The sequence below is a fragment of the Streptomyces sp. NPDC044704 genome, assembly GCF_056433525.1.
The window spans coordinates 26,895-41,041 of sequence record NZ_JBWKGY010000010.1; the positions used below are offsets into that span (position 1 = coordinate 26,895).

14 protein-coding genes are annotated in these 14,147 nt (G+C 74.6%); 5 read left to right on the top strand and 9 right to left on the bottom strand.

Annotation, left to right across the window (positions count from 1 at the left end; all coding sequences use genetic code 11):
* Positions 1-158: 158 nt before the first annotated feature.
* Complete coding sequence (locus AC07B0_RS23815; protein ID WP_356879046.1) at positions 159-926, top strand: TetR/AcrR family transcriptional regulator; 768 nt, start codon at positions 159-161, stop codon at positions 924-926.
* Positions 927-1,031: 105 nt separating this feature from the next.
* Positions 1,032-2,300 carry a cytochrome P450 family protein gene (locus AC07B0_RS23820; protein WP_478898883.1) on the top strand — a complete coding sequence of 423 codons (1,269 nt, stop codon included), beginning with the start codon at positions 1,032-1,034 and terminating at the stop codon, positions 2,298-2,300.
* Here the strand turns inward: AC07B0_RS23820 and AC07B0_RS23825 are convergent.
* From AC07B0_RS23825 to AC07B0_RS23845, 5 genes are all read right to left on the bottom strand, one after another.
* Positions 2,284-3,915: a molybdopterin-dependent oxidoreductase gene (locus AC07B0_RS23825; RefSeq protein WP_478898884.1), complete on the bottom strand. Its 1,632-nt coding sequence runs from the start codon at positions 3,913-3,915 to the stop codon at positions 2,284-2,286. The two genes, AC07B0_RS23820 and AC07B0_RS23825, sit on opposite strands and share 17 nt — an antisense overlap.
* Positions 3,916-4,010: 95 nt before the next feature.
* Positions 4,011-4,781 carry an anti-sigma factor gene (locus AC07B0_RS23830; protein ID WP_478898885.1) on the bottom strand — a complete coding sequence of 257 codons (771 nt, stop codon included), beginning with the start codon at positions 4,779-4,781 and terminating at the stop codon, positions 4,011-4,013.
* Entirely contained in the window at positions 4,778-5,377 is a 600-nt protein-coding gene (sigK, locus tag AC07B0_RS23835) for an ECF RNA polymerase sigma factor SigK (protein WP_478898886.1), read from the bottom strand. Before sigK ends, AC07B0_RS23830 begins: the two co-directional genes overlap by 4 nt.
* Positions 5,346-5,576, bottom strand: coding sequence for a hypothetical protein (locus tag AC07B0_RS23840; RefSeq protein ID WP_356879056.1), 231 nt, complete (start codon positions 5,574-5,576; stop codon positions 5,346-5,348). Before AC07B0_RS23840 ends, sigK begins: the two co-directional genes overlap by 32 nt.
* A 285-nt stretch (positions 5,577-5,861) precedes the next feature.
* Positions 5,862-7,583: a ricin-type beta-trefoil lectin domain protein gene (locus AC07B0_RS23845; RefSeq protein ID WP_478863877.1), complete on the bottom strand. Its 1,722-nt coding sequence runs from the start codon at positions 7,581-7,583 to the stop codon at positions 5,862-5,864.
* 181 nt (positions 7,584-7,764) lie between these two features.
* On the opposite strand from AC07B0_RS23845, the gene AC07B0_RS23850 reads away from it, so the two are divergent.
* Together AC07B0_RS23850 and AC07B0_RS23855 are read left to right on the top strand one after the other, a co-directional pair.
* The gene (locus AC07B0_RS23850) at positions 7,765-8,406 is read left to right on the top strand and encodes a TetR/AcrR family transcriptional regulator (protein ID WP_356879060.1); all 642 of its coding nucleotides are present in this window, start codon (positions 7,765-7,767) and stop codon (positions 8,404-8,406) included.
* Positions 8,407-8,461: 55 nt separating this feature from the next.
* On the top strand, positions 8,462-9,406 hold the full coding sequence (locus tag AC07B0_RS23855) for a serine/threonine dehydratase (protein ID WP_469382797.1): 945 nt from the start codon (positions 8,462-8,464) through the stop codon (positions 9,404-9,406).
* Positions 9,407-9,442: 36 nt separating this feature from the next.
* Here the strand turns inward: AC07B0_RS23855 and AC07B0_RS23860 are convergent, their stop codons facing one another.
* A complete protein-coding gene (locus AC07B0_RS23860) occupies positions 9,443-9,886 on the bottom strand; it encodes a universal stress protein (protein WP_356879064.1) in 444 nt (147 codons plus the stop codon).
* A 275-nt stretch (positions 9,887-10,161) separates the two neighbouring features.
* Between AC07B0_RS23860 and AC07B0_RS23865 the strand changes: the two genes are divergently transcribed.
* Positions 10,162-10,521: a hypothetical protein gene (locus tag AC07B0_RS23865; protein ID WP_356879066.1), complete on the top strand. Its 360-nt coding sequence runs from the start codon at positions 10,162-10,164 to the stop codon at positions 10,519-10,521.
* Between the two features lie 60 nt (positions 10,522-10,581).
* Here AC07B0_RS23865 and AC07B0_RS23870 read toward each other — a convergent pair whose 3' ends face one another.
* Genes AC07B0_RS23870 through AC07B0_RS23880 form a run of 3 tightly spaced genes read right to left on the bottom strand, consistent with a single transcriptional unit; the run spans position 10,582 to position 14,099 of the window.
* A complete protein-coding gene (locus AC07B0_RS23870; RefSeq protein WP_356879068.1) occupies positions 10,582-10,818 on the bottom strand; it encodes a hypothetical protein in 237 nt (78 codons plus the stop codon).
* Positions 10,815-12,740 carry a peroxidase family protein gene (locus AC07B0_RS23875; protein WP_469382795.1) on the bottom strand — a complete coding sequence of 642 codons (1,926 nt, stop codon included), beginning with the start codon at positions 12,738-12,740 and terminating at the stop codon, positions 10,815-10,817. Before AC07B0_RS23875 ends, AC07B0_RS23870 begins: the two co-directional genes overlap by 4 nt.
* A 9-nt stretch (positions 12,741-12,749) precedes the next feature.
* Entirely contained in the window at positions 12,750-14,099 is a 1,350-nt protein-coding gene (locus AC07B0_RS23880) for an alpha/beta fold hydrolase (protein ID WP_478898887.1), read from the bottom strand.
* Between the last annotated feature and the right edge of the window lie 48 nt (positions 14,100-14,147).

The following is a 14,147-nucleotide window of genomic DNA, read 5'->3' on the forward strand; positions in this document are numbered from 1 at the left end:
GGAAGGCCGCGGAGGCGGGGACGCCGTCGACGTCCAAGGATATGGCGGTGCTGGTGATGTGCACGGAACTCCTCGCGGGGGCGGATGTTTCGAGCTAACTTTATACACTGTACTCTATACGCCGTAGTGAATTAATGGGCGGGAAGGAAGGACCGGACATGGCGAAGGACCGGACCGGGGCGGGCGATCCCGTCCGCACGCTGGAACTCCTGTGGCGCGAGCCCGGACAGGAGCCCGCCGCCGGGCGGCGCGGCCCGCGCCAGGGCCTCACCGTGGACGCCGTCGTCGGAGCCGCGATCGCACTCGCCGACGAGCAGGGGCTGGCCGCGCTGACCATGCGCGCCCTCGCCCAGCGCCTGGGCGTCACCCCGATGAGCGTGTACACGTACGTACCGGGCAAGGCCGAGCTGCTCGACCTGATGCTGGACGAGGCCTACCGGCACATGGACCGCCGCGCACCGGCCGGCCCGGAGCCCTGGCGGCTGAAGGTCACCCGGATCGCCGACGACAACCGGGACCTGCTCGTGCGCCACCCGTGGATCGCCGACCTGTCCGTGACCCGCGTGCCACTGGGCCCCGGAGTGATCGGCAAGTACGAACACGAGCTCACGGCCTTCGACGGCATCGGCCTCACCGACGTGGAGATGGACGCCGCCCTGACCCACCTGCTGGGCTTCGTCCACGCCAACGCCCTGGCCGCCGCCGACGTCGTCGAGCACAACAGCCGTCAGAGCGACGAGGAGTGGTGGGCGATCAGCGCGCCCCTGCTGGAACGTGCCATGGACCCGGAGCGCTACCCGATCGCCGGCCGCGTCGGCGGCACGGTCGGCGCCTACGACCCGGAGACCGTCTGGGCCTTCGGCCTGAACTGCGTACTGGACGGCCTGGCCCGCCTGATCGAGACCAGACCCACCGGGGCCGCCTGACGCGGCCCGCCCGCCCGCCGGCGCGCGGCGCACGGGGGCTTGTACAACCCGCCCCGGAAGCCGCAGTGTTGACCGCGTTCCGTCCCTCAGGTCAGGAGAGCCGGCTTGTCGACCCCCGTCCCGTCCGTCCCGCCACTCCCGGACTCCCCGCACGTCATCGACCCGGCCGGAGGCTGCCCGCACGCCCTCAACGCCCGGCTGCGCGCCCGGGGGGCCGTCGCCGAGGTCGTCCTGCCCGGCGGCGTACCCGGGGCCGTCGTCCTGGGCCACGACGCGCTCAGGGAGTTCCTCGCCCACCCCGACGCGGCCAAGGACCCCCGGCACTTCGCCGGCCTGCACGACGGCACCGTCCCCGCGGACTGGCCCCTGCGGGTCTTCGCCAACGCCCGGGGCATGCACACCGCCGACGACGCCGACCACCGCCGCCTGCGCTCCCTCGTCGGGAACGCCTTCACCGCCCGCCAGGTGGAACGCCTGCGCCCCCGCGTCGAGGAGCTGACCGACGCCCTCCTCGACGACCTCGCCCGGGCCGCCGACGCCTCGCCCGACGCCACCGCCGACCTGCGTACCCACTTCGCCCTGCCGCTCCCGATGGCCGTCATCTGCGAACTGCTGGGCGTGGACCCCGAACACCGGGGCCGCCTGCACCGGTTGTCCAACACCGTGATCGTCTCGACGGACAGCACCCCCGCCGAGGTGACGGCCGCCGTGGGCGAACTCGTCGAACTGATGGGGACCATCGCCGCCACCCGGCGCGAGCACCCCGGCGAGGACCTCACCAGCGCCCTGATCGCCGCGCGCGACGGCGACGGCGACCGGCTCAGCGAGGCCGAACTCATCGGCACCCTACGGCTGATGCTGGTCGCCGGGCACGAGACCACGCTCAACCTGATCAGCAACGCCGTCCGCGCCCTGTGCACCCACCGCGACCAGCTCGCCCTCGTCCTGGAGGGCAAGGCGACCTGGACGGACGTCGTGGACGAGACCCTCCGCTGGGACGCACCGGTCAGCTGGTTCCCCTTCCGCTACCCCACCCGCGACCTGACCGTCGACGGCACCGTGATCCCGCGGGGCACCCCCGTGCTCGCCGGGTACTCCGCCGCCGGACGGGACGGCTCCGTCCACGGTCCGGACGCCGCCCGCTTCGACGTGACCCGGCCCGGCGCCGCCCGCAACCTCTCCTTCGGACACGGCGCGCACTACTGCGTCGGCGCCCCCCTCGCCCGACTGGAGGCCACCATCGCCCTGGAACGTCTCTTCGCCCGCTTCCCCGGCCTCGACCTCGCCGTACCCGAGGACGAGCTCCCGCGCCAGCGGAGCTTCATCGGCAACAGCGTCGAAGCCCTCCCGGTCCGCCTCACCCGGCGGGTCTAGTGCCGTGACCGGAGCCGGCGGGGAAGGGCCGGACCCGGACCGTCACGGAGTGCAGGCCGGTGGCGCCGTCGGGAAGGGTGCCACGGCGCCGCTCCGGCTGGACGGCGCCGGTGCCGTCCGTCGCGCGGACCTCCAGGGTGTGCCCGCCCGGCTCCGCCTCCCACGTCCACACCCACTGCCGCCACGTGTCGTCGCCGTCCGCCGCCCCGAGCCGTGCGTCCCGCCACGGCCCGCCGTCGGCCCGCACCTCCACCCGCGCGATGCCCCGGTGCTGCGCCCAGGCCACGCCGGCCACCGCGACCCGGCCCGGCGCCGGCGCCGAGTGCGGCCGCGGCGTGTCGATCCGCGACTGCGTCTTGACGGGGGCCCGGGCCGCCCACGACCGCCGCACCCAGTACGCGTCGTAGGCGGCGAAGGTCGTCAGGCGCAGCTCGCGCAGCCACTTGCAGGCGGATACGTAGCCGTACAGGCCCGGCACGACCATCCGGACCGGGAAGCCGTGCGCGAAGGGCAGCGGCCCGCCGTTCATTCCGACGGCCAGCAGCGCCTCGCGGCCGTCCATGACGGTCTCGACGGGTGTGCCGAGGGTCATCCCGTCCACCGACCGGGCCACCAGCTGGTCGGCCGGGCCGCCCCGTGAGGGCGGCCGTACCCCCGCCTCGCGCAGCAGGTCCGCGAGGCGCACGCCGAGCCAGCGGGCGTTGCCGACGTAGGGGCCGCCGACCTCGTTCGACACGCAGGCGAGGGTGATGTCGTGCTCGACCAGGGGCCGCGCGAGGAGCTCCCGCAGACCGAGTTCGAGGGGCTCGGTGACCCCGTCGCCGTGGATGCGCAGCCGCCAGGAGTCCGCGTCCACGCGCGGGACGACCAGGGCGGTGTCCACCCGGTAGAAGTCCCGGACCGGGGTGAGGAACGGGCCCACGCCCGGCACCCGCAGGTCGGCCCCGGCGGGCACCGCGGGCGCCCGTACGGTGGCGGCCGGCAGGACCAGGTCCGCCCGGGAGGCCGTCGCCCCCGCCGCGCCGTGCGATCCGAGCCGCCGCCCGGCGAACCCGGCCGCCGCCGACACGGCGAGCGCTCCCGCGACCAGCCGCCCGAAGCTCCGCCGGTCCAGCCCCGGGCCGCCGCCGGTGCCGGGGCCGCCCGCCGGGCGGCGCCGGTTCACCGTCCGGACCAGCAGGTACAGCACGACCGCGGAGGCGGCTGCGCCCACCAGTGACGGCAGTGCGTCCCGCCACGTCGCCTCCGGCCGGCTCACCGCGGCCGCCGCCCCCAGTGCGCCCGTCGCGCAGGCGAGCGCGATCCCCGCGGGGAGCCGGCGTACGGCCAGCACCCCGGCGGCGGCCGCGAGCGCGGCGAGGACGAGGACGACCCCCAGGATCAGCACCGGCTTGTCGGCGGTGCCGAACGTACGCACCGCCCACTCCTTGACGGCCGCGGGCGTACGGTCGACCACGGCCGCGCCGACGGCGGCGAGCGGAGCCGCCTCGGGCCGGACGGCGGCCGCGACCGGCTCGGCCAGGGCCAGTCCGGCGACGGCCGCGACCAGCCCGCTCACGGCGCCCGGCCAGTGCGGGGCCCGGCGCCCCGGGTCCGCCCTCCTGTCACTCGCCATCCGTACGTCACCTCCGCGCGGCCGGCCGGGCGCCCGCCGTGCCCGACCGCCAGCCGTGCCCGACCGGGCCGGGCGCCCGCCGCTGCCCGACCGAACTACGTGGCCTTCGGCGGGGGGAAGGCCAGTACCACGAGCGGGTCCGACGTCGGGGCGGGCGAGCCGCCCGCCGGTTCCACCGTGACACCGATGCCCGTGGCCGCGCCCACCGGGCCCGCCAGCAGGGCCGGGGCGTCGGGGCGCGCCGGGTCCATCAGTCCTGCCGGGCGCATGCCCGCACCGGGATCGGCGAACCACAGCTGGTACACCCGGCCCGGCGGGGGAGCCGCCATCCCGGAGGACACGAACACCGCCCGGTCCCGGTCCCGGGAGACCACCACCGTGCCCGTCCCGCCGTCCGCCAGCCGGCCGCTCGCCAGCCGGGCGTCGGGGGCCGACAGCACCTGCGTCAGCGCCGCCGCCCGGGCCTCGGCCCGCCGCGCCTCCTGCCGGGCGCCGTCCGCCTCCCGGAACTGCCACAGCGCGACCCCGCCGAGCCCGGCCGCCGCCGCCACGCAGGCCGCGAGGGCCCAGTGCGCCCGGGGCCGCCCGCCCCGCGCCGCGTGCCGGGCCGGGGCCTTCGGCGCCGGGAGGGGCGGCGGTCCGGCCGGGGCCTCCCGGATCCGGCGCAGCACCTCGTCCCGGAACCCGGGCGGCGGCTCCACCGCCACGGCCGAGCCGAGCAGGGCCGCCGTCGCCGCGAGTTCCCGTACCTCCCGCGCACAGTCCGCGCACGTCTCCAGGTGCGCCTCGAACGCGGCGCGCTCCGCCGCCGGCAGCGCGTCCAGGACGTACGCGCCCGTCGCCCCGTGCGGATCGTCCGTACTCATGCGCCCCTCACCCCGAGACAGTCGCGCAGCCGCAGCAGGCCGTCCCGCAGGCGCGTCTTCACGGTACCCAGCGGCAGCGACAGCTCCTCGGACACCTCCCGGTACGTCAGGCCCTGGTAGTAGGCCAGGGTCACCGACTGGCGCTGGAGCGCGGTCAGCGAGCCCAGGCAGCGGCGCACCCGTTCCCGTTCGTCGTGCTCCAGCGCGGTTTCGCTCACCTGGTCGAACTCCGGCAGCGCCGCCTCCAGCCGGCCGGCCCGCCGTTCCCGGTCGGCCGAGGCCTGCGCCGAACGCACCCGGTCCACCGCGCGGCGGTGGGCGATCGTCAGGACCCACGTCCGGACACCGCCCCGGTCGCTCCGGTAGCGCCCGGCGGTGCGCCACACCTCGAGGAACACCTCCTGGGTCACCTCCTCGGCCTGGGCCCGGTCGCGCAGGACCGCGAGCGTCACGCCCAGCACGCGCCCGCACACCGCGTCGTACACGGTGACGAAGGCGGCCTCGTCACCCTCGGCGACGCGGGCGAGGAGGACGGGCAGGGCCTCGTCGCCGGCCCGTGCCGCCTCAGTCGGGGACCGGTTCTCCGGGGTCCGCACGCATTGCCTCGCATCCGCAGGTCTCGACGGGGATCCGGAGCCGCCGGCCCGCCGGACCGCCGTCTTCGGGACCGTCCCCGGGGCCGGTCGGCCGCCGCTTGCGCAATTCCACCACGCCGTCCGTGAGCCGCTCCCACGGGTCGCCGGGCACGGTCGCGGGCGCGCTGGTCCCGGGCTGCCCCGGCTCGGTCTCGGACACGTCGGTGCACTCCTGTCGGCCGGTCGGCCTCGCGGCCCGTTGACGGCGGAAAGGGGCGGTCACCGGACCGCTCCGGTGACCGCCCCTGACCATGGCCGGGCCAGTGAACCCAGTGCCCGCGCCGTGCGGGGAGCCGTTGGGTGACGGCTCCCCCTCACGGGTAAGGGGATTCCCCCGGGAGGGTGACCACGCCCGCGTGTCGCGGGCGTGGCGAAGGGGGGTGGTGTAATTCGGCGGTCCCGGCCGCCGTCGACGCGGAAGGCGAACCTTCCGGCCGCCGCTCCGTCAGACGGGCAGCGCCCACGCCTGGTCGGGCCGGTGGTCGCCGCAGTCGGTCAGCCGCAGGCGCTCCGCCGGGGCGTCGGGGGTCGCGGCCGCGGCCGGCGCGGTCAGGCACAGCCCGCTCGCGTTCGCGACCAGGGCCCCGTCGCGCCGGTGGCTCCAGCTCTGCGCCTGCTGCCGCCCGGGCGCGCAGCCGTCCAGTTCCACCAGGCCGTCCTCGCCCGCCGTCAGGCATTCGCCGGCCAGCAGCAGCCGCCCGCGGTCCCCGAGGGTCCAGCGCTGGTCGGCTCCTGCGGTGCAGCCGGCCAGTACGACCGCGCCGACACCGGAGGTGCTTGCCCCGTCGGCGCACGCGGATCCGGTCCCGACGATCTGACCGGTGGGCACGGCGGGCGCGCAGCCGCCGCGCGGGGTGAGCCGCCACACGACCGTGTCGTGCGCGCCGAGCCGGCCGGTCAGCGAGTCCGAGACCGCGGCGCTGTCCCCGTTCCACAGGTTCTTCGCGTCCACCGTGCAGGAGTGCAGCCCGATGTCGGCCAGGGGTACGGAGACGTTCCGCGCGGACCCGGACCGGTTGAGCACCGCCACGGCGCGGTCGCCGTTCGCGAGCGGCCGGGCCAGTACCTCGAAGGTGGCGTTCGAGGAGACCACCGCGCCCTGCGTGCCCATCGGGTCCTGGTCCAGGGCGATCAGATCGGTGTTGCCGAGCGCGGCCAGTCCGGCCGGGGTGATCTTCGAGACCTCGGAGGACAGGATGAAGGGGGCCGCCATCATGGCCCACAGCCCCACCTGGCTGCGGCTCTCCGCCTCCGTCAGCCCGGGGGCGCCCGCGATCAGGAAGTCGGGGTCGTTCCAGTTGCCGGGGCCCGCGTACCGGCCGAGCCAGCGGTTGTAGCCGTAGTTGCCGAGGACCGAACTCCACCGCGAGGTGGCGGGCGCGGCCGGCTGGTAGACCTTGATGTCCCGGCCCTCGCGCCACAACTGGCCCGTCTCGCCGACCCAGTCGAGGACCTTGTGCCAGTCGGATCCGCCCCATTCGCCCTGCTGGAAATAGGCGGGCGCGGAGGCCGACAGCACCATCGGCCGACCGCTGTCGCGCAGCGCCCGCGCGACCGCGTTGTACGCGTCCCGGTAGGCCTGTTCCTTGGTCTTGCCGGGCGGCACCCACAGGTTGCAGCCGTCCATCTTGACGTAGTCCACGTTCCAGGACGCGAACAGCCGGGCGTCCCGGGCGTAGTTGTCCTCGCCGCCGCCGTCGGGAGCGCCGCTTCCCGGGTACTTCTCGCAGGTGAGGTACCCGGCGTCCTCGTAGATCCCGAACTTCAGGCCCTTGGCGTGGAGGTACTCGCCGAGCCAGGCCATGCCGTGCGGGAACCTGTCGGTGTCGACGACCAGATTTCCCTGCGCGTCGCGGCTCTTGCGCATCCAGCAGTCGTCGACGGTGACGGTGTCGTACCCCTTGGCGGCGAGACCGCTCGACACGAGCGCGTCGGCGTTGGCGACGACCTTGGCCTCGTCGATGTCGCACATGTAGTGCGCCCAGTTGTTCCACCCCATGGGAGGGGTGAGCGCGAGCGGGGTGTCCGAGGTCGCGCCCGGATCGGCGGGCGCGGCGGCCGGGACCGGCGCGGACAGCGCGGCGTAGGCGGGCGCGGGGCACAGGCACAGGGCGAGCAGGGCGGCCGCGGTCAGACAGGGGAGCGACGCACGCAGGCGAGGCGGCACGGGGTCTCCTTGACGTGGGGGCGGGACCGACGGGCAGTCGTGCGCCCAGTGCAGCGATGTGACTACCCTCTGTCAACACAAGTCTGTGGATATGGCTCGATGACCAGCAATATGGCCGTAGTCGGTGTCACACGGAAGTGGTGATACGCCGTATGTTCCGATGGCTGATACGCTGTATCTCATGCCGAGGAGATCAGCCGCACTGGACCGCGCCACCCCCGAAGCCATCGCCGTGGCCGCCCTGCGGATCCTCGACGAGGAAGGCCCCGCGCAGCTGAGCTTCCGCACCCTGGCCGACCGGCTCGACGTCTCCCACGCCACCGTCCAGCGCCGCTGCACCGACCTCGCCGGACTGCTGGACCTCTGCACCGAACACCTCGCCGCCCGGCTCCCCGACGTCCCCGCCGGCACCGGCTGGGCCGAGGCGTGCGAACTGCGCTTCGGCGCCCTGTACCGGCTGCTCACCGCCCACCCCGGGCTGCTCGTCCTGCGCGGCGGCCGCCCCTGGCTCGGCCGGCAGCTCCTGGCCCGGCTCGTGGAACCCGCGCTCGCCGACAGCGTCGCCGCCGGGATGACCCCCGCCGAGGCGATGACCGTGTACCGCCGCATGTACCTGCTCACCCTGGGCAGCGCGGCGTTCGTGGACCACCGCGACCCGGCCGCCGCCACCGAGGCCTCCCGGGCCGCCCTCGCCGCCCTCGATCCGGCCGGGTTCCCGGTGCTGGCGGGAGCCCTGGCCGAGGTACTGCCCCCGCTGACCGACCACGAGGTGTACTACGGCGCCCTGCGCCAGCTCATCGAGGCCGCCCGGCCCGCCCCCTGACGGCTCGTCACCCCTCAGCCGCTCCCAACGCCCCTCGCCCGAAAGGCAGTCCGCCATGGAAACGCAGCTCGACTACGCCGCCGTCCGCGCCGCCGCCGACCGGACCGCCGGGGCCGTCCGGCCGGCCGCCGTGGTGCCCGCCGCCGAGGGCGTCTGGTACGCACTGGAGTACCTCCAGCACACCGGCTCCTTCAAGGCGCGCGGCGCCCACAACTTCCTCGCCGCGCACCGCGCCGCCGGCACCCTGCCCCCCGCCGGGGTCACCATCGCCTCCGGCGGGAACGCCGGTCTCGCCTGTGCCTGGGCGGCCCGCGCCCAGGACGTGCCCGCCACCGTGTTCCTGCCCGCCAACGCGCCCCGCGTGAAGGTGGAACGGCTGCGCGGCTACGGCGCCGACGTACGCCTCGTAGGCGACCGGTACGCCGAAGCCCTCGCCGCCTGCCAGGAGTTCGCGGCCGCCTCCGGAGCCCTGGCCAGCCACGCCTACGACCACCCGCTCATCGCCGCGGGCGCCGGAACACTGCTCGACGAGATGCGCGACGCCCTGCCCGGCCTGGACGCCGTCGTCGTCGCGGTCGGCGGCGGCGGACTCTTCGCGGGCGTCGCCACCGCCGCACGCGAACACGGAGTCCGCGTCATCGCCGCCGAACCCGAACACTGCCGGGCCCTGAACGCCGCCCTGGAGGCGGGCCGCCCCGTCGACGTCCCCGTCGCCTCCGTCGCCGCCGACTCCCTCGGCGCCACCCGGGTTTCGGCCGACGCGCTGGCCGCCGCCCGCCACGACCACGTCGAGTCGGTGCTCGTCGCCGACGCGGACATCACCGCCGCCCGCCGGGCGCTGTGGGAGGAACACCGCATCGTGGTCGAGGCGGGCGCCGCCACCGCCCTCGCCGCCCTGCGCGCCGCGCCCACGCCGCCGGGCAAGCGGGTCGCCGTCGTCCTGTGCGGGGCGAACACCGACCCCGCCGACCTGACGGCCCCCGCCCCCGGGGCGGCGTAGGAGCCGTCGGGCCGGCGGGGTCGCGCACGCCGCCGGTCAGGCGTCGTGGCGGACCACGACGACCGTACTGGCGGCGTACTGGACCACCTGCTGGCTCACCGACCCCAGCAGGGCGCCCTTGATGCCGCCGTACCCGCGTGTGCCGACCACCGTCAGCTCGGCCTCCCGCGACGCGTCCACCAGTACCTGGCCCGGCGCCCCCTTCTCGACCCGGCGGAACACCGGGACGCCGGGCGAGGTGCCGACCGCCTCGGCGACCGTGTCGGACAGCTTCTGCCGCGCCGCGTCCTCGGCGTGCACCAGATCCGCCTGCTCGGCCGTACCCACCGCGAAGGGATTGGTGTTCCACTCCCAGCTCATGACGGCGTGTACGCGACCGCCGGTGGCCTTGGCCTGGGCGACGCCCCAGCGCAGCGCCTCCTTCGAATGGTTCGAACCGTCCACACCGACGACGATCAGGGGCTCGACGGGCTCACTCACAGTGGGTTCCTCTCGTTTCGTCCGGATCGTCCTTCGCTCCCTGTATACACGGCACCGGGTGCACGACCACGAATGACCACGAGCGCCCCCGACTGACGACGGGCGGCAACGAACGGCGGCGGCCACGGGCGGCCGCCTGCGGTCACGGGCGGCCACGGGCGACGATCGTCGCGGCGGTCCGAGACTTTCGGGGACTGCCCCGCCGCCCCGCCCCCTGCGAAGGTCCGTACGTCCCGGTGAAAGGCACCGGACACGGCGGACTCGGAGGAACGGGCGTGGCTCAGCGCAAGGGCTGTCTCATCGGTTGCGGCGTGGCGTTGGTGGTGGGCATCGGCCTCGCCGTGGCGCTCGTCTTCGGCGCCGGGAAACTCCTCGACATCGCCGACAAGACCCTGCTCGACCCGAAGGTCTACGAGGCCCTCCACATCGGCGACCCCGAGGCGGAGGTCCGCGGCAAGCTCCCGTCGGGCGACAGCTTCGTCACCGGCGCCCTGAAGGACGGCGGACCGGCCGAGCCCGAGGGCAGCACCTGCGCCTGGTACCTCTCCAGCACCGACGACAGCAGCTCCGACGTGCTGCGCCTGTGCTTCAAGGACGGCAAGCTCGCCGACAAGGCCGCCTACCGCATGAAGTAGGCCACCACCCGGGGTGGCGGCCCACTTCGCGCACCTGACACCAGACACCGGACACCGGGCTCAGGCGCCGTCCTCGAACCGGGCCGCCGAGCGGCTCAGCCCCTCGGCGGCCGTGGCGCACCGCTGGGCGAGCTCCTCGACGCGGGCGCGGAACGCGTCCGCCTGCGGACCCTTCCAGTCGAGGCCGTCACAGGCCCCGCGCAGCCGGTCCGCGCGTTCGCGCAGCGCCTCGGCGTGGCCGCGCAGCCCGTCCGCCGGGCCGGACGGACGCCGCCGGGCGGCCGGTACGCCGCTCAAGACCGCTCCTTCCAGGGGGCGAAGGCGTTGGTCACGCCGTCGAGGGCCGGGGCCAGCTCGGGGTGGTGCCGCAGCAGCACCGTGACCATCGAGTTGCGGTCGATCCAGCGCAGCCCCTCGGCCGTGTACACCTCCGGCCGGTAGTCGGTGGTGAAGAAGCGGTCGCTCTTCAGGCGCCGGCTGGCCATCAGGATGAAGATCCGGAAGAGTGTGTCGCTGAACCCGAAGCCCGCCGGGCGGGGTTCGGCGAGGTTCCCGACGAGGGTGTCGACCCGGTCCAGCCGGCCGTCGTACAGCTCCCGTAGCAGCGGGGTGTCGCCCGGGTGCCCGCCGGTCAGCTCCTCGAAGGAGGTCACCGGCCGCTTGCGCAGCATCTGCCGGTAGGCGTTGTAGCGCGGGATGCCGCGCTCGCGGTCGCGCAGGATGTCCACGGTCCCGAGGTCGATCCGCTCGCCGGACAGCCGGGTCAGGCTGCGCAGCGCGTCGGGGTGGTTGTGCAGGACCAGGGCGCCGGGGTGCGTGACGCCGAAGGTGTACAGCAGGTCGCTCGTGCCGTACTCGTCGACGGAGCTGCGGGTCGTCGCGCCCTGCATGTCGTCGAACCCGACGGACTTGCGGACGCCGCCCCGCCGGTGGTCCCGGACGGTGATCTCGTCGGGGATCAGCGGGTGCAGCCGGTACGCCGAGACGAACTCCTCCGTCATGGAGAACGGCGCCGCGTGGTGGTCGGTCGGGGAGCCGAGGATCCCGCTGAGGGCCTCGCCGCCGATCCGGCCGAACCGGCGCGTGACCCAACGCGGCAGCAGGCCGTGCCAGTTGGCGTCCATCGACCACTGGAGCACCGGGGTGTCGAGGATGCCCGGAGTCCACTCCACCGTGTGGATCTTCGCCATCAGGGCGGTGTTCACCAGCCGCGCGGTGTGGAAGATCCGCTCGTCGTCCCAGGTGGGGTGGTGCGAACGGACCAGGTCGCAGATCGCGTTGTGTTCCTTGGCGAACAGCGTGTGCAGCAGCGACAGACCGGCCCAGTAGTCGCTGTTCATGCCGGTGGCGTCGAGGCAGTCCATCCCCGGCCGCGGATCGGCGGGCAGCCGCCCGTCCGTCACGATCAGCCGGCCGTGCTCGCCCGTGCGCAGGGAACGGCAGCGGGCCTCGTCCGACCCGTAGATCTGCGAACCGTCCCACCAGTGCGTGACCGTGTTCTCGTACGTCGGCGGCGCGTCGGGCGAGGTGTGCGCCACCGGGTCGGGGCGGGTGCGGTTCACGCGCATCGGACAGGTGCCGCCCTGCTCGGCCCAGTCGTCGTCGGCGGCCAGCGGGACGGTGAAGGGCTCCGCCTCCTCGTTGTCCCCGTGGTTGGCCCAGCCGTGGTTCTGGAACTGGATCCACGCCGCCGCGAGCAGGTTGAGGGTCGGCGCCGGAACGAAACCGCGCCGCGCCAGCAGCTGCCGGCTGACCTCGCGCGGGCTGGGCGACATCAGGGACTCGTCGTCGTCCGGAAAGGCCATGTGCAAGGGGGAGTTGCGGTCCAGCCGGGTACCCACCCGGCCCATGTCCACGTCGTCCGGGTCGTAGCCGGATCCGTCGTACGAACGGAACGGCGCCGGCCGGACCGTCGGCCGGCGGTCGCGCTCGCCGCCCGCCCCGAACGTGTCGTGCAGATTGTGCCGGCGCAGGTCCTCCCGGAGCACCGCCAGGTTCAACAGTCCGATCGGACCCGGCAGTTCGTACCACTCCCGTGTGCGGTTGATCCGGGCGAAGGCCGCCGACTCCAGCCGCTCCAGCAAGCCCGGAGGGCCGTACGGAACGGGCGGCGCGGGCGGCACGGAACGGCGCGCCTGCCCGGGCAGCAGCCGCTCACCCCCGGGCGCCTCGGCCTCGGAGGAGGCCTGCGGGGGAGTCGATGGGGCGATGTCGGTCATACGGGGTCCTCAGCGGTCGTGAAGGGTGAAGAGATGCGTACCGGTGACCCGGCCGCGGAAGGCTGCGAGTTCGGAATCGACGTGCGTGCGCGCGTGGGGCACGTCGTGTTCGAGGTTGTGCGCGTACCGCTCGGCGGCGTGGCACAGCGGGAAGGCGTGGGTGTCGTCGGTCCACGTGAACTCGGTGAACTGGGCCGGCAGCGCGTACGGGGACACCGTCGAACGGCCCTCCAGGCTCGGCACGATGTCGTGCTCGTTGACCAGCGAGACCACCTTGGTCCGCGGATCCGCCGCCCGCTTCTGGTCGATGGGCGACCCGATCGCGACGACGTGCGTCACCGTGTACAGGGCGTTGAAGTCCGCGGTCGCCGCCAGGTTCATCGCGGTGATCCCACCCTGGCTGTGACCCACCAGCGCCACCTCCGCACCGGACGGGACGAGCCGGCGCAGCGCCCGGACCACCGCCCGGGTGTACGCCGTTTCGGTACCGCCCACCGCGTTGAGCGCACCCACCAGGTCCTGCGGGCTCTCCTCGTTGAACCCCTTCCCCATGCCCGCGAGCTGCACCACGAAGCGACGCGTCCCGTCCGGCCCGTCGACCTCCTGCACCAGCAGCAGACCGCGGGTGCCGATCAGGCCGATGTTGCGGACGTACCCCACGATCGACCCCGAGGCGTCGATACCGCCGAGCAGCTCCGCCGGGGCCTCGTGGGGTTCGGCGCGGCCCCGGCCCCGGTCGAGGAACGACCAGAAGCTGCCACTGACACCGAGCAGGAACTCCGAGGTCAGCGCCCGGTTGGTGGCGATCTGCCAGCCCGCGCCGTCGTTGAAGGGGTTCTCGTCCGTCAACGCGTTCCAGGCCATGATGTCCGCGAACGACGGCGCGAGGAGCGCCAGGGCGTACTCGGCGCCCTTCTCCGTCAGCAGCCCCTTGAAGATCCGTACGGCCTCCGCCTGCCGGTCCTCGTCGATGGCCCGCAGCACCCGGGAGGTGGTCGGGTTCTCCAAGAGCTCCGGATGCCGCACCGAAGCGGCCCGGATCCGCGCCTTCAGTCCCTCCACGGCCAGACTGACCGCCAGGTTCTCCCGGCTCGTCAGGACCCCCGCCAGCCACACGGCCCGCGCGAGCGGGCCGCGCCCGTGCGCCGCCCAGCCGAAACCCTTCGGATCCGTCAACGTGGCGAGCAGCGACCGCTGGGCGCGCCGCGCCCGCCGGGGCCCGGCCGCCGCCAACGGCAGCCGGGGCCCGAGCGCGACCTGGGAGGCGTAACGCGTGGCCTCGCGCACGGCGTCGGCCGCGTCGGCCAGCTCACGGCATACGTGGTGCAGGGAAGCGACGTCCGGTTCGGTGACGGACACGACGGGGCCCTTCTTTCTGGGGGTTCCTTCGCCTCCGGGGCGCTCGCG